The organism is Psychroflexus salis (assembly GCF_014640175.1).
Classification (GTDB): Bacteria; Bacteroidota; Bacteroidia; order Flavobacteriales; family Flavobacteriaceae; genus Psychroflexus; species Psychroflexus salis.
The window spans coordinates 140,092-161,201 of the sequence record NZ_BMGL01000008.1 but is presented as its reverse complement, the minus strand read 5'-3'; the positions used below and the strand labels follow the sequence as shown (position 1 = coordinate 161,201).

General features: G+C 30.7%; 22 protein-coding genes and 1 tRNA gene. 8 read left to right on the top strand and 15 right to left on the bottom strand.

Annotated elements, in window-relative coordinates; translation table 11 throughout:
• Window positions 1-202: 202 nt before the first annotated feature.
• Window positions 203-976, top strand: a complete 774-nt coding sequence (locus IEV63_RS08175; RefSeq protein WP_188406304.1) for a hypothetical protein — start codon at window positions 203-205, stop codon at window positions 974-976.
• Window positions 977-1,067: 91 nt separating this feature from the next.
• Here IEV63_RS08175 and IEV63_RS08170 read toward each other — a convergent pair whose 3' ends face one another.
• Entirely contained in the window at window positions 1,068-1,802 is a 735-nt protein-coding gene (locus IEV63_RS08170; protein ID WP_188406303.1) for an SOS response-associated peptidase, read from the bottom strand.
• A gap of 147 nt (window positions 1,803-1,949) precedes the next feature.
• Here IEV63_RS08170 and IEV63_RS08165 point away from each other — a divergent pair, with 147 nt between their 5' ends.
• The 5 genes from IEV63_RS08165 (at window position 1,950) to IEV63_RS08145 (ending at window position 6,921) form a co-directional block, all read left to right on the top strand.
• On the top strand, window positions 1,950-2,519 hold the full coding sequence (locus tag IEV63_RS08165; protein WP_188406302.1) for a hypothetical protein: 570 nt from the start codon (window positions 1,950-1,952) through the stop codon (window positions 2,517-2,519).
• Window positions 2,520-2,859: 340 nt separating this feature from the next.
• Complete coding sequence (locus IEV63_RS08160) at window positions 2,860-3,507, top strand: hypothetical protein (protein ID WP_188406301.1); 648 nt, start codon at window positions 2,860-2,862, stop codon at window positions 3,505-3,507.
• Window positions 3,504-3,689 carry a hypothetical protein gene (locus IEV63_RS08155; protein ID WP_188406300.1) on the top strand — a complete coding sequence of 62 codons (186 nt, stop codon included), beginning with the start codon at window positions 3,504-3,506 and terminating at the stop codon, window positions 3,687-3,689. Before IEV63_RS08160 ends, IEV63_RS08155 begins: the two co-directional genes overlap by 4 nt.
• Window positions 3,690-5,804, top strand: a complete 2,115-nt coding sequence (locus IEV63_RS08150; protein WP_188406299.1) for a GmrSD restriction endonuclease domain-containing protein — start codon at window positions 3,690-3,692, stop codon at window positions 5,802-5,804.
• A 151-nt stretch (window positions 5,805-5,955) separates the two neighbouring features.
• The gene (locus IEV63_RS08145) at window positions 5,956-6,921 is read left to right on the top strand and encodes a hypothetical protein (protein WP_188406298.1); all 966 of its coding nucleotides are present in this window, start codon (window positions 5,956-5,958) and stop codon (window positions 6,919-6,921) included.
• A 240-nt stretch (window positions 6,922-7,161) separates the two neighbouring features.
• Here the strand turns inward: IEV63_RS08145 and IEV63_RS08140 are convergent, their stop codons facing one another.
• The 4 genes from IEV63_RS08140 to IEV63_RS08125 are packed head-to-tail and all read right to left on the bottom strand — an operon-like array spanning window position 7,162 to window position 14,375.
• Window positions 7,162-10,437, bottom strand: a complete 3,276-nt coding sequence (locus IEV63_RS08140; RefSeq protein ID WP_188406297.1) for a DEAD/DEAH box helicase family protein — start codon at window positions 10,435-10,437, stop codon at window positions 7,162-7,164.
• Window positions 10,438-10,446: 9 nt separating this feature from the next.
• Complete coding sequence (locus tag IEV63_RS08135) at window positions 10,447-10,890, bottom strand: hypothetical protein (protein WP_188406296.1); 444 nt, start codon at window positions 10,888-10,890, stop codon at window positions 10,447-10,449.
• Between the two features lie 27 nt (window positions 10,891-10,917).
• Window positions 10,918-12,258 (bottom strand): restriction endonuclease subunit S, encoded by a 1,341-nt coding sequence (locus IEV63_RS08130; protein WP_188406295.1) that lies wholly within the window; start codon window positions 12,256-12,258, stop codon window positions 10,918-10,920.
• Window positions 12,258-14,375, bottom strand: coding sequence for an HsdM family class I SAM-dependent methyltransferase (locus tag IEV63_RS08125; protein ID WP_188406294.1), 2,118 nt, complete (start codon window positions 14,373-14,375; stop codon window positions 12,258-12,260). Before IEV63_RS08125 ends, IEV63_RS08130 begins: the two co-directional genes overlap by 1 nt.
• Window positions 14,376-14,741: 366 nt before the next feature.
• Here IEV63_RS08125 and IEV63_RS08120 point away from each other — a divergent pair, with 366 nt between their 5' ends.
• Both IEV63_RS08120 and IEV63_RS08115 read left to right on the top strand, forming a co-directional pair.
• Complete coding sequence (locus IEV63_RS08120; protein WP_188406293.1) at window positions 14,742-15,131, top strand: uracil-DNA glycosylase family protein; 390 nt, start codon at window positions 14,742-14,744, stop codon at window positions 15,129-15,131.
• Window positions 15,132-15,302: 171 nt separating this feature from the next.
• Window positions 15,303-15,677 carry a hypothetical protein gene (locus tag IEV63_RS08115; protein ID WP_188406292.1) on the top strand — a complete coding sequence of 125 codons (375 nt, stop codon included), beginning with the start codon at window positions 15,303-15,305 and terminating at the stop codon, window positions 15,675-15,677.
• A gap of 31 nt (window positions 15,678-15,708) precedes the next feature.
• On the opposite strand, the gene IEV63_RS08110 is transcribed toward IEV63_RS08115, so the two are convergent.
• The 10 genes from IEV63_RS08110 to IEV63_RS08065 form a co-directional block, all read right to left on the bottom strand.
• Window positions 15,709-16,320: a recombinase family protein gene (locus IEV63_RS08110; RefSeq protein WP_188406291.1), complete on the bottom strand. Its 612-nt coding sequence runs from the start codon at window positions 16,318-16,320 to the stop codon at window positions 15,709-15,711.
• Between the two features lie 122 nt (window positions 16,321-16,442).
• Complete coding sequence (locus tag IEV63_RS08105) at window positions 16,443-16,637, bottom strand: hypothetical protein (RefSeq protein ID WP_188406290.1); 195 nt, start codon at window positions 16,635-16,637, stop codon at window positions 16,443-16,445.
• Window positions 16,612-16,797 (bottom strand): hypothetical protein, encoded by a 186-nt coding sequence (locus IEV63_RS08100; RefSeq protein ID WP_188406289.1) that lies wholly within the window; start codon window positions 16,795-16,797, stop codon window positions 16,612-16,614. The genes IEV63_RS08105 and IEV63_RS08100 overlap by 26 nt, the downstream gene beginning before the upstream one ends.
• Window positions 16,794-17,150: a hypothetical protein gene (locus tag IEV63_RS08095; RefSeq protein ID WP_188406288.1), complete on the bottom strand. Its 357-nt coding sequence runs from the start codon at window positions 17,148-17,150 to the stop codon at window positions 16,794-16,796. Before IEV63_RS08095 ends, IEV63_RS08100 begins: the two co-directional genes overlap by 4 nt.
• The gene (locus tag IEV63_RS08090) at window positions 17,147-17,683 is read right to left on the bottom strand and encodes a hypothetical protein (protein WP_188406287.1); all 537 of its coding nucleotides are present in this window, start codon (window positions 17,681-17,683) and stop codon (window positions 17,147-17,149) included. Before IEV63_RS08090 ends, IEV63_RS08095 begins: the two co-directional genes overlap by 4 nt.
• 18 nt (window positions 17,684-17,701) lie before the next feature.
• Window positions 17,702-18,286 (bottom strand): hypothetical protein, encoded by a 585-nt coding sequence (locus IEV63_RS08085; RefSeq protein WP_188406286.1) that lies wholly within the window; start codon window positions 18,284-18,286, stop codon window positions 17,702-17,704.
• A 4-nt stretch (window positions 18,287-18,290) separates the two neighbouring features.
• Window positions 18,291-18,476: a hypothetical protein gene (locus IEV63_RS08080; RefSeq protein ID WP_188406285.1), complete on the bottom strand. Its 186-nt coding sequence runs from the start codon at window positions 18,474-18,476 to the stop codon at window positions 18,291-18,293.
• 132 nt (window positions 18,477-18,608) lie between these two features.
• Window positions 18,609-19,550: a hypothetical protein gene (locus tag IEV63_RS08075; protein ID WP_188406284.1), complete on the bottom strand. Its 942-nt coding sequence runs from the start codon at window positions 19,548-19,550 to the stop codon at window positions 18,609-18,611.
• A gap of 89 nt (window positions 19,551-19,639) precedes the next feature.
• Window positions 19,640-19,713 (bottom strand) — tRNA-Arg (locus IEV63_RS08070).
• A gap of 102 nt (window positions 19,714-19,815) precedes the next feature.
• Complete coding sequence (locus IEV63_RS08065) at window positions 19,816-21,108, bottom strand: T9SS type A sorting domain-containing protein (protein WP_188406283.1); 1,293 nt, start codon at window positions 21,106-21,108, stop codon at window positions 19,816-19,818.
• Window positions 21,109-21,110 lie beyond the last annotated feature (2 nt).

Here is a 21,110-nt window from a genome sequence, read left to right as displayed (position 1 = left end):
GTTCAACTTAATTGATTTTAATTGAAGACCATTATTATAATCAGGTTTTGAATTATAATTAATTAATTAATTGTTGATTAATTTAAGTGCTTATACTAATCAACAAGTGATAAATTTCATTTCGTTTAAACCCATTATAATGTTAATTACACTTTTAAGTTAATTAATATGTGTTCAGTTATCAGTTATTTAATTTTACGATATGAAGAACTGGCAAAAAAATATAATAGATAATTACATTGAAGATTTTGAGAATTATGTAAAAAATAAAAGCAATAATAAAGACTTTACAGAACGGTATAATTTTAATGAAAACGAAATTAATTATCTCAATAAGAAGATTGATTTAAACTTATTAACCAATTCTGATACTCCATTATTAAGTTTAGTTTCAGAAAACAAAATTGAATTGATTTCGCACATTATTTTATCAAATGAATTTATTGATTATAACATTAATGAAAAGCTTGGAAAACAAACTTTACTTACTTCAATTACTGAGATTAATTTCAATGAAGAAATAACTAAAAAAAGCTTTTCTGTTTATTGTGAATTAATCTCAGATATGTTTTTTGCTGATTATAAAATTAGTGAATTAGACAGGACTTATATCAAGTCTAAAAAGGATGAAATCAATCCTAAAAAAAGACTTTTAATCATGTTCGTATCTTATGCCTTAAAATTAAATGAACCAAACGAAATAATGGAATTATATCGCAAGTATGAAATAATAGCTTCTTTTGCTTGCCTTAAGCATAATATCAACATTGGTTTTTATAACTCTATTGAAGAACTAATTTTAGAGTCAACACATCTCAATAATGCTTATCAAAACGAACTAATAAAATATATTGAATACGGAAAATTGAATCACTTTGACTCATTAAAAAATAAATTAATCGAACAACGAAGTCATATCAGTCAACGCATTGAAAAACCAATTCTTAAAACCATCATACATAAACTGTTTTATTAAATTGATTTTAAGGCGATTTAAAAGAGTAATCTTGAATTATAAAGGAATTGATGATTCAGTCATTAAAAGCATTTAAGGCATCTTTAAAACCTTACTCCTGCTCCAACTCTTCATAACTTACTTTATTTAAAATACTTTCTACATCTGAATTCACTTTTGGCTGAAACAAGTCTTTACTAATTGGATGGAAGTCTAATTTATTTTCATCAAAATGAAAGTTCAAAATACTTTGAATTTCTTCTTGCTGCAATTCATTATTTAGCCACATTTTCTCTAATTCCTTATTTAGAATTATAGGTTGTCTACATTTTTTATTGTGGATTTTAGCAAATAAAGGCGATGCTTCCTGAGTTAAGATGGTAAAAGTGACAGCATTTTCTATTCTGGTATATAATCCTGCAAGCGACAAACAAGGCTCTTCAGTGGGTTTAAATACAAAAGGGTATTTCTTTTTTTGGTGCTCGTGCGGTTCAAAAAATGCAGATACTGGAATAATGCAGCGTTTACTGAATATGGATTTTTTGTACAGAAAATGAGAAAATGCTTTCTCCGCTCTTGCATTTAAACCACCACCAAATTTTACAGCTTCTTTGTAATAATCCTTTAAATCACTTAACGTTTTATTTTCAGGTGCAATTCCCCAAGTGGCAGCAGCCAATACACTTGGCTTTTCCTGTGGAATAATTAGTAATTGAGCATGTGTAAAACCATTGATGTGAAAACGTGGCTGATTAAACAAGTCTCGTTGACTTTCATCACTTAATTTAACATCGTACTGATTTTCAATTTTTTTGACTGACTGTATTTGTGAAGTATGAAAGCACATTTTTTCTATTGTTTAGAAGTGAAAGTTATTAAGTTCAGGCAGAAAAATCAAAGATATTAATGAATAACACATAAAAACATTCGATATACAAAATGAAATGGTTGTTTATTATTATATTCGTTAGTTGTGCGGCATTAAAACGAGACTATGAATGAACGTGAATGGGTGAAATCTATAATTGAAGAGATTGAAAAATCTTTGAAACCGTTTAACTCAAACTTGCGAGTTACGGACGGATTTAGACTACCTTATGCAAGTGAAATTTTGACTTATAACGACAATGAGCCTGAGCAACAGAACTTCATTGGTTACGAAACTGATATTCTGATTTTTGAACAAATAGATGAAACAAGATGGAAACCGAGAATAATAGTTGAAGCAAAAATTAATAGTGTAACAACCCATGATGCAATAACATACAGTCAAAAAGCTCAAACACATAAAAACGTTCACCCTTACCTGCGATACGGGATTTTAATTGGAAACCGAAAGGATTATCCATTGCCAGGTAGGCTTTTTCGTCATGGACAACACTTTGACTTTATGATGTCATGGAAATCGTTTAAAGGAGATAAAAGCGAGTGGAACACTTTAATTGAGATATTGAAATCGGAGTATGAAGCAAGTTTGACCTTGGACGAAATTATATTCAATTCTCGTTCGAGAGACAGAAAGAAATTCACTTCATTACATAGACCATTAAAATTGAAAAAATAAATAACGACCGCACAACAGCACATAAAAAAATAGCAAGATTTATGCTGAAATAAGATTTTAGTAAAGTGTAAATAAATAATGTTTTTTACAATAAGGAGCTCACTAATGTAAATAATTACACTTTTTTACAATAAGACAATTTATATTGTAATTACTCTACCACTTTTTCCTTATTTGTAACCTATTCATCAATTAAGGTTTTACGTTATTTTTTAAAGTGCTGATTTACATTTCAATATTGAGTAAAAACACTTGATATTATGTGTTTTTAATAAGGATAATGATATATTTGTTTGTGATATTAATAGTTATAGGGCATTTTAAAAGACGACTGAAACGAATGAAATTTACGCTGACAATCATATTGACACTTTTCACTTTCTTGACCTATGGACAAGCAAACAATGACACAATAAAAGTCATTGCGAAACAAATTTCACCAGGACAAGGAAGCAAAATTTATATAGCCGAGTATAAAGTAATTAAAGTTGTTAAAGGAACTTTGACCAATGACACCATTAAAGTCGGTTATTACTTTTACAATGAATTTCAAAATGCACCTGACACGGCATTACTTAACTTGACAACCTACACAGGCGACACGAAGACGACTGACTATTATATATTTCCTGACTATGACGCAAAAAAGGGGATTGAGAAAGTAAAACTATCATTTGTGGACTTTGACTATTGGGAAGGTTGTGAGACGGGTAAAGGAGAATGCAAACCGTTGACTTTTATTCGTAGTTCAAATGACGAAAATTGGTATTTATTTATGCCGTGCGGTGGGACAGCGACTACCGTTACACTGTCAAAACAAACAGGAATTCCGAAAGAGAACGAAGCAATACAGAAAAGCGAAATATCATATTCTGATTGCCCACCAACTTTTGACTTGACAAACTTGAAGGACGGAAAATATTTTGCTTATATGTTGGCTTGTGGACTTGGTGGACAAATAGAAATTAACCTGACGACAAAGGAATGACAAGAAAAACGCCCTATAACAGCACCTACCCAAAAGTGGCGGTTCAGTGGTTAAACCAAGCTTTGTGTTTCTATCAAGGTTTGTGCTTGGTTGAAAGTGAATCGCTTCGAAATCGCCACCTTCGGGTAGCTGCAAAACGTTGCCCACAATTAAAACGAACACCAGTAATAGAATTAAACTGAATGAATAAACAGCCAAAACCAGACTCAAAAAAATATACGGACTTGATATCCGAAATTCAAAAAGGACAAATTAAAATCCCGAAATTTCAACGGGATTTTGTTTGGAGTATTGACAAAACTGCAAAACTTTTGGACAGTATTTTAAAAGGCTATCCGATTGGAACTTTTATTTTGTGGGAAACAAACGAGAGATTAAACGATATTAAAAACATTGGAAATCTCGTTTTGCCACCTGTTCCAGACGACATAAAGGTTCAGTACGTTTTGGACGGACAACAACGAATTACCTCTTTGTACGCTGCATTTTTAGGTGCCTCAATTCAAAAAGAAGGAGAAAAAAAGATTACGAATTATGGTTCAATATTCGTTGATTTAGAAGGCGATATTGACAATAACGATGAACAAATAATTTTATCGGAACAACCTGAAACTAAAAATATCTCTCTAAAAGATTTACTCAATTCAAAATATAGTGATTTAAGAGAAAATTATTCAAACGAGGATATTGATAAAATTCAAGAATACAAAGAAACTTTTACTTCTTATGATTTCTCGACAGTCGTACTTCGTAAAGAAGATATTGACTCTGCAATAGAAGTTTTTACTCGAATAAATACAGGCGGACAAACCTTAACTCTATTTGAGATAATGTCTGCAAAAACTTATGACGAGGAACAGAAATTCGATATGCAAGACCGATTTCAAAAATTACTAAAACAGCTTGAAGTCAGTAAATACGAAACAATATCAAGTACAGTAATTTTAAATGTTTTAGGTTTAATATTAAGCAAAAACAAGGAGTGTAAAAGAAAAGTCGTTTTACAGTTAGACAAGCAAAGTATTATAGATATTTGGGACGATGTAATTTCATCGCTTAAAGAAAGTATTGATTACTTCCGTTCAGTTTATAGAATTCCTGTTTCAACTTTATTGCCTTACGATGCACTTTTAGTTCCTTTCAGTTACTTTTTTTACTACCAAAAAGAAAAGCCAAAAGGCGAACAGATTAAATATTTAGAAGAGTTTTTTTGGAGAATTTCGTTATCGTATAGATATTCAAGTTCAACAGAATCTAAACTTGCTCAAGACATTAAAAGAATTGACAAAATTCTAAATGGAGAACGACCAAACTACGATGAATTAAAAGTCTTTTTAAGTTCGCCAAGAGATTTAATAGACACAAATTTTAGTGCAGGTAATAGTTATTGTAAAGCAGTTCTTTGTTTGTTAGCTTATTCAGAGCCAAAAGACTTTCAAGACAACGGAAAAGTTATCCTTGACAATTCTTGGTTAAAAATGGCGAATAGTAAAAACTACCATCACTTTTTCCCAAAATCGTATTTAAGAAAACAAGGAATTGGGAACGAAAATAGTATTGTGAATATCACGTTGGTTGGCGCAGATTTAAACAAGCGCAAAATACGAGCAAAAGCACCATCAATATATATTCAAGATTTCTTGGACGAGAATGCGGAATTACATAAATCTATAAAATCTCACTTAATTGATAATATTGACGATTTTGGAATTCATAGCGATGATTATTCTGTGTTTTTAGAAAAGAGAGCTACTTCTATTTATAATGCTTTAAAAAACAGAATAGAATTTACAAACGCAGAAAAAATTGAAGATACCGAATTGAAAGAATTAATCTTAATCGGAGAAAATGAAAAGTTGGAAATGAAATCAACTTTGCGTTATGATTTAAGACAAAATATTGTAAATAAAAATTTAGAGTATGTTATTGCCAAAACCGTTTCTGCATTTTTAAACAGCGAAGGCGGAATTTTAATAATCGGAGTTGATGATAATGGAAATGCTTTAGGGCTTGAAAAAGATATTGAAACCTTTTCAAAAAAAGACGTTGACGGATTTGAATTGCATTTAAGGAACATCATTAAAAAACATTTAGGTTCAAACTTTGAAAAGCATCTGAAAATAACATTTCCAATAATTGACGAAAAGACTATTTGCAAAGTTAAAATCCTAAAAAGTGGAAAACCTGTGTTTGCGAATTTTGAGGGAAAGGACAGTTTTTACGTCAGAAATGGAAACTCATCTATTCCGAAAAACAGAGAAGAACAAAGCGAGTACGAAAAGCTACATTGGAAATAATAACTGTGGGCAACAGCGCATAACAAAAATGGCGAGATTTGTGATTGAACCGAAAATTTTGGTATTTTTAAAAACTTTAAGTTTAACCGAAAAACTTGCGCATTTTAGCTCTCCACTTTCGTTATACGCGAGACGTTAGTCAGAATTTAAAATGACAGAAGAACCAGACTTTTACCGACCTTTAAGACAGGAGAATTTCGATGGTGGAAATTGTTTTTTATGCGGCAAAAAGAGTGATGCTAAAACTGCCGAACATATTTTCCCTAAATGGTTGCAACACAAATATGACCTTTGGGATCAAAAATTAATTCTCACAAATTTTTCTCCAATCCCATATAGACACTTGACAGTCCCTTGTTGCCCTAAATGCAATAACGAAGACTTGTCTTTAATGGAAGAGAAGTTCCGCAAGTTGTTAGAAAGGTCTTTTGAAAATCTAAGTTTTCAAGATGAACTAACAATCTTTCAATGGACTGCTAAAATCTTATATGCAACCAGATACAAAGAGCTTTCATTGTTGGTCGACAGAAAACAACCTGACCTTGGCAAGATATTGACCCCTATGGAATTAGAAGGCTATTCTTCACTCCACTTATTTTTACAATCAATACGAATACCTACGACTTTTAATGAACCAAAACCTTGGAGCATTTTTGTTTTCCAGTGCGATGACGAAGAATTTTTCTATCACAACAATATCAATGCTCTATGTGTGTCCATGAAATTTGGCAAAGTTGCCATCACGATTGTTTTTGAAGAAAATAATCTGATTGAAGACTTCATGAATGGTTTTAAAAAGCTGAAAGAATATAAAATCAACTTTCCCCAATACTTAGAGATTAATAGCCACATTTTCTACAGTGCGATTCTCAAAGAAAATGTGCCTAAGTATTTCTCCGCCTACAATATGGACCAAAACCACCTGACAGTAAATACAATGGGACTTTTAAGGTCAAGAGAGTGGGACGACAAGGAATTTGCCTCAATTTTCGACTATTTGCTAAATAGTTGCGGAATTGATATTGGACAAAGTGTTTATGTATCTGACGGAACTCTGACCACTTTCCTTGTTGACGAGAATGGAGAACACTTGACAAAAAAACTTTCTAAAAAATAAAAACTGCAGCTAACACTGTATATGACTCATAGCTCATTAGTTGCTTATTCGATGTTATGTCTTATTTGTAAATCAGCCAATTTTTTAATTTAGCTCGTTCTTAACCGAAAAAAGATTGATAATTTACATGCTGTCACCCTTAGACAAAACCTTTTTAACCTGAGTTCGATTAATCAGAAAAAAGTTAATTGTGTTATAGTTTAATTAGCTCTAAAAAGAACTAAATTCCTAATCTTTAAACTACCTCAACGTCTTCTCAAAATCATCACAAAGTTGATTTACGATGTCTTCGGTTTCTTTGATAAAAAATTGACCTAAATCTTTTCGGTTTCGTCTGATGTATTTCTTATAAATGATTTCAAAATCTTGGTAAATTTCATCCTCATCAAAAACAGTTTTAGTGCTTTTCATTTTAGCGATTAACCGAACGCCTTCTTTGTTTACATAGGCAAAAAAGCCATCAATCTTTTTCTCGAAATCTATAATTAAAGCTTCAATTTCTTCTTCTTCCTCGTTTCGCTTTTCTATAACTTCTAAAATGTCAAACTTATACTGCTTGCCATATTCAGGCTTAGGTTCTTTAACAGCTCCATCTCCTTTGGGTTTATTTTCTTCTTCTTCAGGTGGAGCAACAATACCTAATCTGTTGTCAAAATAAATATCAACTTCGTCAATGAGTTCTGTTGTTTTTGCTAAAGAGTTGTAGATATCACTATACCTTCTCCAAAATTCTATAAAATGCTTATCACTGTACTTTTTATCTATTTCAATAACAAATTCAATTAGGTTTAGAATCTTAAAATAGGTATTGATTTTAATTTTTAAAGTCTTTGCTTCTTCGGCTTGTTTACGGACAAATTGAGTAACTGTATTTTCAAAATCTTGTATCGGCTTAATATCATTTTTATCACCGTTTTGGTAGGCAACAAACTCCTTAAAATGATGTTTGAAAATCGGTTCTTGCATTAGGTTTTTGTAAATATCCTGCAAAACTTGTTCTTGACCTAATGGGTCAAAATCGCTAACAACCACATTGCTGTAATGTTCAAAAGCTTTTTTGATATTGTTAACATTTACATTTTTATAGGATAGGTCTATGATTTTACAGTCCTTTTTGTTTTCAGCAGTTCGATTCACTCTTGAAATGGTCTGTATAGCATTGATACCTCTAATTTCTTTATCTAAAAACAGCGTATGTAGTTTTGGCTCATCGAAGCCTGTTTGCAACTTGTCTACAACGATAATTAAACCATTTTTTTTGATAGCAAAATTCTGTAAAACCTTTGCTTCTGATAAACCACCATTTAAAGCACTTGAACTCTCATATTTTTGACCATCAGAACTATAAACAATGTAAATAGGCGCATCTTTAAAACGTTCATACTTTTTCTCTGCCACTAAATCATTAAAATAAAGTTGAATGTATTTTCGGTACTTTATCGCTGCATTTATAGAAGATGCTGCCAACATTGCTTTTGCCTTACCTCTTATGTTATGATAGACCGCAGTAACTAATCGCTTTGCTACAAACTTTGAAATCGCTTCGATGCGCTCTTCGTTTTCGTAGATGTTTTTTTTGCTTATTCTGTACTTTTTACCATCATCGTCATAACCTTCTTCTGGGTTATCTGGTAATGCTTTTTGGTGATAGCCTGTATCTCCTTCAAAACCTTCAGTGGCATCATCTGGCTTTTCAAAATACATTTTAGCTGATACAGGAACAATACCTTTTATTGGGTTTAAAATATATCCATCTTTAATAGCTTCTTTCATCGTATAACTATCAAACGGAATCCAGATTTTCTCCGACTCTGCATACTTATTAAACTCACCAAAACGTGCCAAAGTAACATCGCTTGGCGTTGCCGTAAAACCAATAATCAAATTTTTCTTAGTTTGTCTTTTTTGGTATTCTTTATTCTTATCAAAACTGGTTTGAAGCTCATCAAACAAGGAAACCATTTCTTCATTTTGAACTCCGCTATTGGAACGGTGGATTTCATCAATTAGAAAGGCAACTCGTATGGATGCTAATTTTTGTATAGTTTCTTCATCCAACATATTCCCTATACTACCAAATTTTTGAAGGTTAACTACTACAATCCGTTTGTCTGTTTTTAAAGCTTCTTCAAACGATTTGCGATTGTTGGCTTCAATAAACATGCTGTTCGCAATGTTCATATTGTACATCTTAGTGTCCAACTGGTCTCGTAACTGAATACGGTCTACTACCAACATAATTTTATCAAAGACAAATTCACCATCCTTAAGGTAGTCTTTCAGCATTAAGGCAGTCCAACCTATAATATTACTCTTTCCAAAACCTGCTGCATATTGTAAGAGCAGCGAATACACATTTTTGTTGTTTTGGTACTTTTGTCTTTTAGCAATGAGTTCTTCTATCCTATCTTTCCCTATTCCCTTTTCTGTAAGTTCTTGACGTAATTTATTGATGAAATAGTCAGGTTCATCTTCATGTACTAAAAACTCATCTATTTTACCGAGTATTTTATCAGCTCCAAATTTTTGTTTAGGTCTGGGTGCAATTAAGCGACCATCATTATGCTTATATTCTTTTGTCTTACCACTTTTAGATTTTACCATTTCACGCTCGATAAAATTGTAATAGAGTATTTCTCGCTCTATCATTTTTTTACCGTACAAGGCTTTAAATACTTCTTCAAAACGTTCTTGCTTGTTGGCTTCTATGTTTAGTATAGGATAGGCTTTTAAATCGTAAGCTACTTGATTTTTATAGTTATCAAAATCGAAGGTATTGTCTTCTACTCTTGCTTTTATGGTGTCGAAATGGTTGGATAGATTCCGAATGATAAAGGTTTCTTGAACATCGGTAGTAGTGATGTGAATTGCCTTTTCAAAGATTTTTAAAAAGTCTCTGCGGATGCTTTTATTCACATCGTTATCGCCTGCAATCTCTAAATAATTACTAACCGCTTTTTGATAGTCTTTAGCAATTTTAATCTTACCATCTTTATGAGCAGATTGGCTGTTGTAGTTTGATTTTAATTCTGAATATCCCAAATAGATTCCGTTGACAAAAAAGGTAATGTCTGGACGGAAACTGAACCTTTTTTTACCTTGATAATTATAGATATAAGGCAACTCTTGTACTACTGAAAAAATATTTTCATCGAATAATTTATCTCCGTGGGTTACACTACCACTTGGATAAAACAAGTTGATTTTTACACCTTCAAATGTTATTGATTTATACCTATTTAAGAACAACGCCATATTCATAGACTCCCCAATACGCTTGTTTAAAAACTCCTGAAATTCCTGTAATAGCTTTTTCTCGTCATTATTGAATTTCTTTAGCAGCTTTCGGTAGGCTGTTTTGTTTAAAGATGTTTCACTAATGAATGTTTTTAAATCTTCTACTACAAAGTGTAGTTTTGAAACGGTATTGGCTTTTACTTCTTTGTATTGTAATCCATCTGAACGATTGGTAAAAAAGTTCATCAAGTACTTGTCTTGCAGCGATAGTTCGTCCATAATTTAAAATTAAAAGTAGTTATGGTAAAAGTCTTCAACTCGAAAATAATCAACAATAAATGGCTCTTCATGTTCTTGCATTCTAAAAATAGATGCAAACAAGCTAAGTATGTTTTCTTTAGTTTTAAAAATTGCTTTCAATGCTGTAATCATTGACTCTCGGCATTCTATAAGTTTGCTTTCTAATTCATCTATTGGTGTTTCAAAATTTAATTCTGAATGTAAGCTTTCAAAATCATCTATGTAATTACCTTCATTTTTGGTTACAGTAAAAATATACCTTTCACATAGCAACACAAAGCTTGTTGCATAAAGTAGTGCATCTTCATCAGTGTAATCGAAATGAAAAATATCAGGATAATCACATAAGCTTTTAACAACAGCATAGAGATGAAAGCATTCATCTTGATAACTGTCTAAAATCTTTGAAAATGGTGATGTATTATCAATCATTGATTTTGATTTAAATTATTTTTCTATCTACTTTACCACTTTTACCTTACCCGTTACCACTTCGTTAATTAAGGTTTTACGCAATTCTTTTAAAGTGCTAATTTGGGTTTCTATATTCTTTACAATTTTGTCTATCGTTGAGGTCTTGGTATCTAAAAAGTCTGCGATTTGTTGTTGTTCTTTAACTGAATTAGGTAAAATAATTTGTAAGTTGTTGAAGTCATTCAATCCTAAAATTTTACGGGTAGTACCTTTTGCTGATTTTGAAAAATAATACTGTACAAAATCATTATTAAACATGTATTTTTTGAATTTATCATAAATCTCTTGACTAAACCTTAGTCTCAATAAATGATAACTGTATAGTGTGTTTTTTAAGTCTTCCATTACCACAGAAGAAACACCTATATCTTCAGCAGTTTCTGAACTTGGAGTAAATAAAACATCACCTTTTTTTAAATTCTTTTGAAAAATTTGATTTGCTTTAGCTGTTACTCTCATGAAGTTGAAATTATTCCAAATTTCTTTATTCAGGTTTTTAAAAACATCAGTATAGTTTACTAACGAAATCATTTTTTGGTCTTCCTCGATTTTTTTATTTACACTACTTGTTGATATTTCACCTAAAGATTTCAACCTCTTCACCTCCCAATGCGCTGGGATTTCACCAATCCATTCGACACCACTGTCTTTTAGTTTTACGCTTTTATCCAAACCTTTGGTCACGGTTTCATTTATTAAGCTTTTGCGATAGGCTTTATAATGAATTATTTTTTGTTGTAAAAGCTTTATTTTTTGGTCAATTACTTTGGTTTTGGCATCTAAATAATTGGCGATTTGGGTTTGTTCTTTTATTGGTGGTAAAGTGAAAAACATACTTTTAAAACTCTCTTTACCTATATTTGGTTGACCATTTCTGTTAAGTAAATAGTCTATTTGTTCTTTGGTTAATTTGCTTGAAAGTAAGAAATATAAAAAATCTTTATCTAATTTATTTTTATCAGGAAAGAAGTTTCCAACACGATAATTTTGCAGTAATGGTTCATTAATTTCATCAACTCTAACAATTTTACCAATTGTACCTCCAGTTAAAGCCATTAAAATGTCACCTTTTTGAATAACTATTGACTTAAACGAGTCAAGCCTTTTAGCATCAATAAAACTACTTTTTTCCAATTCTAAATAACCTTTTGGGTTAAGTTGAGAAATCTTGATTATTCGAATTCCTTCATTAGTAAAATCATAATCTCTAAATTGATATCCATGCTTCAAATAAACATTATCAATAAATCTAAAGGTTTCCCAATGCTTAGGGATTTGATTGAACCATATAATATCAGAATCTTTATACTCTTTATACTTTTCCATTATAAGCCTAATTGATTATCCAACTTTGCTAATTCATTTTCCAATTTTTGTAAATCTGTAGTAATCTCTTCTAACGAACGCAATTGTTCAGGTTGATAAAACACCTTGTTGAAGTTGATTTCTACACCCACTACATTATCCAAATACCGAAAAGGTTTGGTAATGTATTTTGCCATGAAGTCAGCTATGTTTTGTTGGTTTTCTTTTTCATCTGGACTGTAAGGTATAATCTCGTAATCTTTTTCGTAATCAGGTTCAAGCTCGGTTGTAATTTCAATTCGTGCATCTCTGGTTTTGGTCTTTTTCTTGTACGATGCTTTGATGCTTATTTTTCCGTTGCCTAATTCTTCTTTACCATCACTGGTTTCTTCAATTAAAGTTTCTTTTTCTGTATCAAAATAATATGTTGCTTTTTTAGTGCTAACTATTAGTTGACCTTCCTTGTAATCCAGTTCATTTACCGTTGGCTTTATAGAAGATTCATAATATTCTTTTAGTGTATCGTAAGTGCTATCATCAAATGTTGTGATTTCAAATTCATCAATTTCAATCGAATTTTCAGTATTAATTTCAGTTTGTAAAACTTCCATTTTTTGGGAAATCTTAATGGGTTTCAGTTTTATAGATTTAGCTCTGATTCCTTCACCTTCTTTATTTTCTCTTACGGGCAATTGGTCTTCTAAGGTTTTGCCGTTTTCATCTACATTAGTCAGCATTATAGCTTGTTTATTGAAGTAAAAATGCCACTTGTCAAAGACTTTCGCATAGTCGGTATCTTTAAAATCGGCTAAAGCATTCACAATGGTTTCGCGGTTTTCTAAGACCATTTCTTTACGCTTTTTTCCTTTGCTTTTTTTCAAGGGTTTATAAAACTCACTACCGTTTATCAATATTACCTTATCCTTACGTTCTTGGGATTTATTCTTATTGAAAACCCATAAATACGTATAAATACCTGTATTAAAAAACTCATCGGTAGGCATTTGTATAATGGCTTCCACCCAATCGTTATCAAAAAAATATTTACGAATGTTGCTCTCACCACTTCCAGCATCACCACTAAATAAAGTAGAACCATTGTGTACTACAACAGCTAAGCCCTTACTATCCAATTGGGCTAAAATATGCTGTGTAAACAAAAATTGCCCATCAGAAATGGAAGGTAGGGCGTGAAATGTATCTGTTTGGTCGTTTTCAATATCCTTTCTATATCCTTTCCAATCTACACCATAAGGGGGATTGGCAACAATAACATCAAAGAGTTTATCATAAAAAAACATTTCCACCAATGTATTACCATACCGTATTACAGAATCGTTTCTAAACCTGCTTTCAATTTTAGCCAAGGCATATAGACTATCACTCCAATCTATGCCATAAGTTCCTGTAGGTCTGTTGTATTTTTCTTTGATGCGGTCTTCTACTCCAAATAATAAGTTACCACCACCACATGTAGGGTCGTATAAAGTTAAAAAGTCATTATTGTCTTTGACTTTAGAGATAATTAATTCAGAAATTAAATCGATAATATCATCTGGTGTATATTGCTCCCCTGCGGTTTCAGCAGAAATATCTGCCCACTTTCGTTTGATGTGTTCTTCAAGCGTAGTAATGTCTGAATTGTTATACGGAGATAAATCGATTTCACTCCATTTTTTCACAGTATCAAACAGAATATGTTTTTTGTTTAATTGTCCGCTAACGCCTGAAATATCTAAGTATTTTTCTTCGGTATTTCCTCTGTCTACCCCTAATAATTCTTTTGTTTCTGTATCAAATGCCTTTAAGTAGGCATCAAAATCATTATTGAAAGAAGTGTCGTTTCTACAAATATCTGCCAACGTCTTTTGTTGCTTAATCACAAAATCGTTATACCCAATATTATAATCTTTAAACTCTTCCAGAAAATCTTCTTTACGGTCAATTTCATCTATACTTTTCACTCCAAAATCTTCTAAAAGAATTTTGTAATGCCTTACTAATCTACTTTCAAGCATGATTAATGCAAAGTAAGGCATCATGTATTTCGGAAAGTCTGATTGTTTTATTCCTGCTCCAATGAGTAGGTCGGCAGTAGACCAGATTTTAGATTCGTACTGTAATATGTTTTGGCTCATTTACGATTTGGTTTTGTGTCTTGTTTTATTGTAAAAAGCTTTTGTTTTTTTAGTATGCACTTAGTTAGAAGCATCACAATAAAATGGATAATTTCAATCCATAAATATAGTATTTACTTTGTATTGTAATAGAATAATAGGCTGAATTTTAGATTAAGGTATTTATATAAGCACCTTATTTTATAGATGTTTCAAATCCATTACTACAAAAAACCCACTTGCAATAGGAATAATTTTATTGATTATTTATAAATAACTGATTTAAATTCATAATTTTAGGGATGTGTAATTGGTAAAAATCAATTTTTAGGAAAGAATATCATCTAAAGAAACGCACTTTTTTGAAAACGTGAAATTTGTGAAAACATGAATCTTAAAATCTCTTTTGACAACAATCTAAAAGACTTTAACAAGCTAAAATATATTATTGTAGGAAATAATCCAGGCAATGATGAGTACAAGGAAGGAAAATACTTTATAGGCTCATCTGGTACAACATTGAGAAAACATTTTTTAGAAAATAATCTGGTCAGTAACTTCGATGAAGAATGTATCATATTCAACAAAACATTTCTAAGCACCAAAGGCACAGATGGGCTTATACAGGTGAAGAAAGATATAGGAGAAAAAAACTTTAATAACATCTTAATTCATACAGCTCACGAAATAGCAAATTTTTCGAATAATTTAGATATCCCAATTTTCATATTAGGAAAGTCTAAACTTGACAAGGGCAAAATCTTTCATCCATTTTGACTAAGTATAATAATCCTTTGTAGAAAAAATGAAAATATTTTTGTTCTTTATCATACCTCCTATGGAAACTTCAAGTCTCAATGGAATAAATACGAAATAGATTCCAAATTAAACAGTAAAGATTTATTGAAACTTATTGGCAGAGAGAATTATAATTCAATAAAAGTATAGATGGAGAAACTGAAGGCAGCTTTTGAAAAACATCTAAACTTAAAAATACCTGAAAGATTAAGCAATAAAGGAAGCTTAAAAGGAAAAATTAAGGTAAACTACATTCTATCTAAAGACAGTAATAATAATCAAACTATTGACTTTCTCATCTTCGATGAGTACCAATTCTCGCCTGAACATTTAAGGATAAACAGTAAGGGAGAAATAGCTAAGCTTGATAACTTTCAAGTCAGTTACATTTATGAATTAGACATCATTTCCCAAAAAAAAGTAGCTGTAAAAAAAATGAAAGCCTACAATAAGCAAGTAGCTCATCTTTTAATAAAAAAAGGATTGGCAAAAAGAAGTGATGAATGGATACTTGAATATTTGTAATGACTGGCAATTTCAATTGAAGTAAAACAAATTACACTTCCAAATCTCTTGTAAGCTTTTTGATTTTAGTAACTGTATTAGGATGAATGCCTACAATTTTTGCAACTTCAACATTCTTATAGCCTTTTTTAATTAAATCTAAAGCTTTTTTGTTTTTGGGTTTATTCAGAAATTGTAGTAGATTTTCTTTACTACCTTTCAATCTTCCTTTATAAACGCCTTTTGCTTTAGCAATGGCTATTCCTTCAAGTTGTCGTTCTCGTATAAGTTTTCTTTCCATTTCAGCAACTACTCCTAAAATAGAAATTACCATTTTAGAAATATCGTTAATACTTCCATCTTCATTAAGCGTTTGTAATCCTTGTTTGATAAAATTGATATTTACCTTTTTATCATTAAAGTAAGCTATAGTGTTTAAAATATCAATTAGGTTTCTTCCTAACCTATCAATTTGATGAACTGTAAGACTAAGAGAATTATTTTTTTCAACTAAGTCTTTTATTCTTTTTCCACCAACACGTTCAAAAAAAGGAATAGCTCCTGAACATTTATCTTCAATTAATAAATCATAATTTTCAGAGTCAACAGATTGTCTTTCGGAATTTTGTTCAACTGTACTTATTCTTACATATAAAATTTTCATATTCTCCTATTTTTAGGCTTGTTGCTGCTTTATCCTATTATTATGAGTAATTAAGCTTAGAATTGGAATTTCTCTTAATCTTGTCAAATTTTCAGGCTCACAATTTTAAGTGTACTCTAAAATTATTGTTTTAAGGTGTTCTTGAAACTTTTCAGGTTTGTGTTTAAAAATGTTAGCACTTTAAAAATAAAACCGAGTGTATAAATTCCAGCAACACCAACCACCGTATATTTTATAATTTTAATTGGAGTGCTGTTTAGCGTATCTTCAATAAGCTGTTGCTTGGTGTTTTTAATGTATGGTGTTCTCTTTTTCATAATCATAGTATTTATAGGATAAGTAAATTAACGTACAAACTAATAAGCCAATCATTAATTCTGGCATGTAGTTAAGCTTGGTATAACTGTTTGTACTTGTTTCAGTAGTACCAAGGTTTTCAGGAAATAAATAATCTTCACTTATGTCAATAGTAATCATAACTTAAAAAGTTTTACAGATTTTTCATCTACTTTCATAAGACCAAAATTATATATACAGTAAAACCGTTTTTCAGCTTTTGATGCGGTATGCGTAAAGTATTGAAATTGAAAGTTTATTCCCTTTAAAAACTGAATATCTACTTGCTTTTCTTGCTCATCTCCTAATACCATATCAATGATTTTGAAGTTTTCGAAAAGTATCTTATTAACTTTTGTAACAGGCATTTTGAATTTCCTGTTTCTCTCGTTGTGATAATCATTTCTGTTTTTTACAGAAGCAAACTTTTGAGTTGAACGCTTTGGTAAAAAAGGCTCACCGCTGTAAAAGCATTTCTTTAATTTGCTTTTCATAACTCTTTAAATTTAATTGATTTCCCAAAAACTTTTTTCTTGTAACCCCTTTCAAATATTTCTTTATCAATCAAATAGTTTTTAAATGCTTGATTGTTTCTTATAAAATCACCAAGTACATTCTTGTTCTTAAAAGAAGTTCTTAAACATTTTGGAAATTCTCCTTCATTTATTTTTTCAACTGCGATTACTAAATGAAAATGAGAACCAAAGTTTTCTTCATCTACATCATAAACCCATACGTATCCTAAAAGTTTGATGTTTTCAGTTTTACACCTTTTTCTCAATTTGCTTAATATTGGGCTCATCTCTAATGATACTAAATAAGGCAAACCAAATTCTATTAAGCTATATTTTGAAGTGTCCGAATACGTATGGAAAAATAATTTCAATAATTTATTCCTTTTGTTCTTCAGTTTTTCTGAATCGCTTATTTCAGACAACTCCATTTCTATTCTATTTTGAGAAACATCATTTTGACCTTGATTTTGTTCACTTGAAGTTTTGTAAGACTTATTATTTTTATTGGACATTTTCAATTTTTTTATAATTTATTTTTTTAACTCTTTGAATTTAATTGATTTCCCATAAACTTTTTTCTTGTAACCCCTTTCAAATATTTCTTTACCAATTAAATAGTTTTTTAATGCTTCACTATTTCTAACAAAATCACCATGCATCTTCTTTTTTTTAAAAGACATTTTAAAACACTTTGGGTACTTCCTTTTATTTATTTTTTTAACCGCTATTACTAAGTGGAAGTGAGAACCAAAGTTTTCTTCACCTACGTCATACATCCAAACATATCCTAAAAGTTTAATATTTTTAGCTTTACACCTTTTTCTCAATTTGCTCATTATTGGACTCATTTCAACTGAAACTATATAAGGCAAACCAAATTCTATTAAGCTATATCTTGAAGTATCTGAATACGTCTCAAAAAAGATTTTCAACATATTATTCCTTTTATACCTTAGTTTTTCTACATCGCCTATTTCAAACAATTCCTTTGTTATTTTATTTTGAAAAACATCTCTATGAGCTTCTTTACGTACTCCTGAAATTTTGGGCGACATGTTAATTTTATTTGACCTGTTCCAAAAGTGTTTTCTAAACACAAATTTTATATTGCTCATTTTATTAATATTTTGGCTTAGGAGATGATAAGTTTTCTCTACTAAGGCTATCCTTAATAATTAGCACTCTACTACATCCATCAGGTTTAAAAGAATCGATTCTTCCATCAACAATCCAACGGTCTATAGTACGTATGCTTACTTTACAGAAATCAGCAGCTGATTTTCTACTTAAATATTCGTATTCCATAACTTCTAATTTTGGGTAAAATTAAAGTCTGGAATCGAAATACCTCAAATAAGAAAAGTGTTAAGGTTTTAAATTTCTATTTGAAAAAAAAGAGATGTTTTTTGACTTATGTCAAAAATATTTTGTATAGAGTTATGGTTTGCAAAGATTCATGCAGTAAGCAATCAGATTATCTCTGTCTTGGTAAAATTCATCATGAAAAATATGGAAAAGTGGTACAATCACATTTTCTATAGTTGGTTTTAAAATTTTTGGACATCTATAATGTGTACTATTTGTGTCTATTTCTAAAGATAGACGAAATGCATCGAAAATTTTTTTTCGAGCAGGCGGGATTTTAGTGTAAGTTTTAATGTCTGATAAAAAATCTTGTAGTGCATCTCTTGAATCAAGTTTTGCACTATTAGAAACATTGTTGATATATATACGTGCTGCATGTCTTTTTAAATCGTCTTTTGAATTTTTCAATGCGTTAGTATATTTTTTAACATTTTTATTTAATGCAGCATAATCAAAATGATAAGTTTTTACATTTTCAATTTGGTCTTTAGGAGCTATAGGAAAATCAATAGATTTTGCAAATAAGACAAATAAATATTTGTATAATGAAGTGAAGAGAGACTGGTATACCTTAGCCTTATCAATTTTTGCGTAAGGTAATTCGTTTATTGCATTTAATTCAGATTCAATTTTATATATGTCAAGTCGATAATTAAGTATAGCCTTTAAAAGTCGTCTGTCTTCATTCCCAAGGTTTTTAAAATTATTTTTTAAAATAGACCAAGCATCTACTTTAGACGTTTTTGTTGCAAAAATTACAGAAGGATAAATTGAAATTAGCATATTAAAAAAATCATACGGCTGCCTATCAGATAATTCATAAAATAAGTCTTCAAATTGACTTTCGTTAGGTTGCATTTTTAAAACATCACCTTTTAAATCACGAATGTTGATATTAAAAAATGAAAATTTTAAAAGATGCTTTTGAATATCACTTGGTGATGATAAATCGTGGTTATCAAAATCTTTAAATCTAAATAAGTCGAAATTCGAATTAATATGATATATTAACATTGCTAAAATATGTGGTCAAACAAATGGACAAACAAAGATACAAAAAATCCCGAAACCTTTGAAAATCAATGGTTCGGGATTTATGTTAGTGACCTCGGCAGGATTCAAACCTGCAACCTTCTGAGCCGTAATCAGATGCGCTATTCAGTTGCGCCACGAGGCCAATTTGGGAGTGCAAATATAGTTTAATTTCAAAGTTTAGCAAATTCTCTATCTGATTTTTTAAAACTATTCTTGACACTCAAAATAAATTTAAAATCAAAACTTATTGCTTTATTATTTTTTGAAAATAATTACTGGAAGTTGTTTTGATTTTTACAAAATAAACAGCTGGTTTTAATGTAGATACATCGATAGAATTTGCATTTATTAGAAATTTATTTATCACTGTATTCCCATTGATATCAAAAACTTGTATTGAACTGATATCTTCAAAATTGGAAGTTTCTACATATAATGTTGTTTTTACTGGATTGGGGTAAATTGTATGCTTAAATTCTTTAAAAGAAGTAGAATTTAAATTCTCACAGTCTATTGCTTCAGCAGCAAGAGTAAATAAATTTCCATTATCTATCCACCAATTTTGCCAAGTTCCACCGTTACCGGTTTCCCAATCGTTCAAATTAAAGCTATGGTTACCCGTTTCTGTTCCAGCAACCTCATAAACTTTAATCGCTTCGTTATTTAAATTCCAAGTAAGTGGAACTTCATTGTTTAAAATTTCGGATTCATAACTATCTAAACAATTTACCTGTAAAAAATAAGCATAATCATCAAAACTAGGATATTCACCATAAACACTAGCTTGCCCATTTTCGTCTATACAAATACCAACAAATTCTTCTGCAGCAATTCCAAATGCGCGTTCTCCTGTTTCATCTACTATACGAGATAAAAATGCAATGTGTCTCCCTTTACGATCTGGATTATCATAATGCGTATCTGTAATGCTTTGTTCTAAAAATGGAATTTCTAAAAAACTACCTTGACCAATAGAAACAGAATTGTTAAATGGATTGGCTAGTGCTTCAGATGATGTTACAGAACCATTAATAGCATCGAAGTAAAATTCACCCATAATTGCCATCCCAGCACTTGTGCCACCAATAGGCGCTTGTTTTATATTCACATGAGCATTCAACAAATCATTTAAAGCATTGTCTTTAAAATAATCTACATAAGTAGACTGATCGCCACCCGCAAACCATATTGCTTCAGCGTTTGAAACTTTATCTAATACATAAGCATCTGTTGCTCCACCTTCGTTATTAATAACTAGGGTTTCAACCGAATTAATACTAGCATTTAATTGGTTTAAAAAATAATCATTATATCCATCACTACCCGAAGTTCTTAAAACCACTACATCGCCACCATTGGCCTTGTTTAAAAACCATTGCATAGCTTGGTCATTTTCTTGAGCTCCACCCATTAAACAAATTCCAAAATTAGTTTCAGTATCTATATTGGTTGGGTTTCCTAAAAAATAAGATTCATAATCTTGTGTAAAACCAACGTTAGATAGCAAAACTGTAATGTAGAATATCAATTTTCTCATAT

Coding starts and splice junctions, on each gene's coding strand:
- IEV63_RS08175 (WP_188406304.1), top strand. CDS start 203: ATGAAGAACTGGCAAAAAAATATAATAGATAATTACATTGAAGATTTT.
- IEV63_RS08170 (WP_188406303.1), bottom strand. CDS start 1,802: ATGTGCTTTCATACTTCACAAATACAGTCAGTCAAAAAAATTGAAAAT.
- IEV63_RS08165 (WP_188406302.1), top strand. CDS start 1,950: ATGAATGAACGTGAATGGGTGAAATCTATAATTGAAGAGATTGAAAAA.
- IEV63_RS08160 (WP_188406301.1), top strand. CDS start 2,860: ATGAAATTTACGCTGACAATCATATTGACACTTTTCACTTTCTTGACC.
- IEV63_RS08155 (WP_188406300.1), top strand. CDS start 3,504: ATGACAAGAAAAACGCCCTATAACAGCACCTACCCAAAAGTGGCGGTT.
- IEV63_RS08150 (WP_188406299.1), top strand. CDS start 3,690: ATGAATAAACAGCCAAAACCAGACTCAAAAAAATATACGGACTTGATA.
- IEV63_RS08145 (WP_188406298.1), top strand. CDS start 5,956: ATGACAGAAGAACCAGACTTTTACCGACCTTTAAGACAGGAGAATTTC.
- IEV63_RS08140 (WP_188406297.1), bottom strand. CDS start 10,437: ATGGACGAACTATCGCTGCAAGACAAGTACTTGATGAACTTTTTTACC.
- IEV63_RS08135 (WP_188406296.1), bottom strand. CDS start 10,890: ATGATTGATAATACATCACCATTTTCAAAGATTTTAGACAGTTATCAA.
- IEV63_RS08130 (WP_188406295.1), bottom strand. CDS start 12,258: ATGGAAAAGTATAAAGAGTATAAAGATTCTGATATTATATGGTTCAAT.
- IEV63_RS08125 (WP_188406294.1), bottom strand. CDS start 14,375: ATGAGCCAAAACATATTACAGTACGAATCTAAAATCTGGTCTACTGCC.
- IEV63_RS08120 (WP_188406293.1), top strand. CDS start 14,742: ATGAATCTTAAAATCTCTTTTGACAACAATCTAAAAGACTTTAACAAG.
- IEV63_RS08115 (WP_188406292.1), top strand. CDS start 15,303: ATGGAGAAACTGAAGGCAGCTTTTGAAAAACATCTAAACTTAAAAATA.
- IEV63_RS08110 (WP_188406291.1), bottom strand. CDS start 16,320: ATGAAAATTTTATATGTAAGAATAAGTACAGTTGAACAAAATTCCGAA.
- IEV63_RS08105 (WP_188406290.1), bottom strand. CDS start 16,637: ATGAAAAAGAGAACACCATACATTAAAAACACCAAGCAACAGCTTATT.
- IEV63_RS08100 (WP_188406289.1), bottom strand. CDS start 16,797: ATGATTACTATTGACATAAGTGAAGATTATTTATTTCCTGAAAACCTT.
- IEV63_RS08095 (WP_188406288.1), bottom strand. CDS start 17,150: ATGAAAAGCAAATTAAAGAAATGCTTTTACAGCGGTGAGCCTTTTTTA.
- IEV63_RS08090 (WP_188406287.1), bottom strand. CDS start 17,683: ATGTCCAATAAAAATAATAAGTCTTACAAAACTTCAAGTGAACAAAAT.
- IEV63_RS08085 (WP_188406286.1), bottom strand. CDS start 18,286: ATGAGCAATATAAAATTTGTGTTTAGAAAACACTTTTGGAACAGGTCA.
- IEV63_RS08080 (WP_188406285.1), bottom strand. CDS start 18,476: ATGGAATACGAATATTTAAGTAGAAAATCAGCTGCTGATTTCTGTAAA.
- IEV63_RS08075 (WP_188406284.1), bottom strand. CDS start 19,550: ATGTTAATATATCATATTAATTCGAATTTCGACTTATTTAGATTTAAA.
- IEV63_RS08065 (WP_188406283.1), bottom strand. CDS start 21,108: ATGAGAAAATTGATATTCTACATTACAGTTTTGCTATCTAACGTTGGT.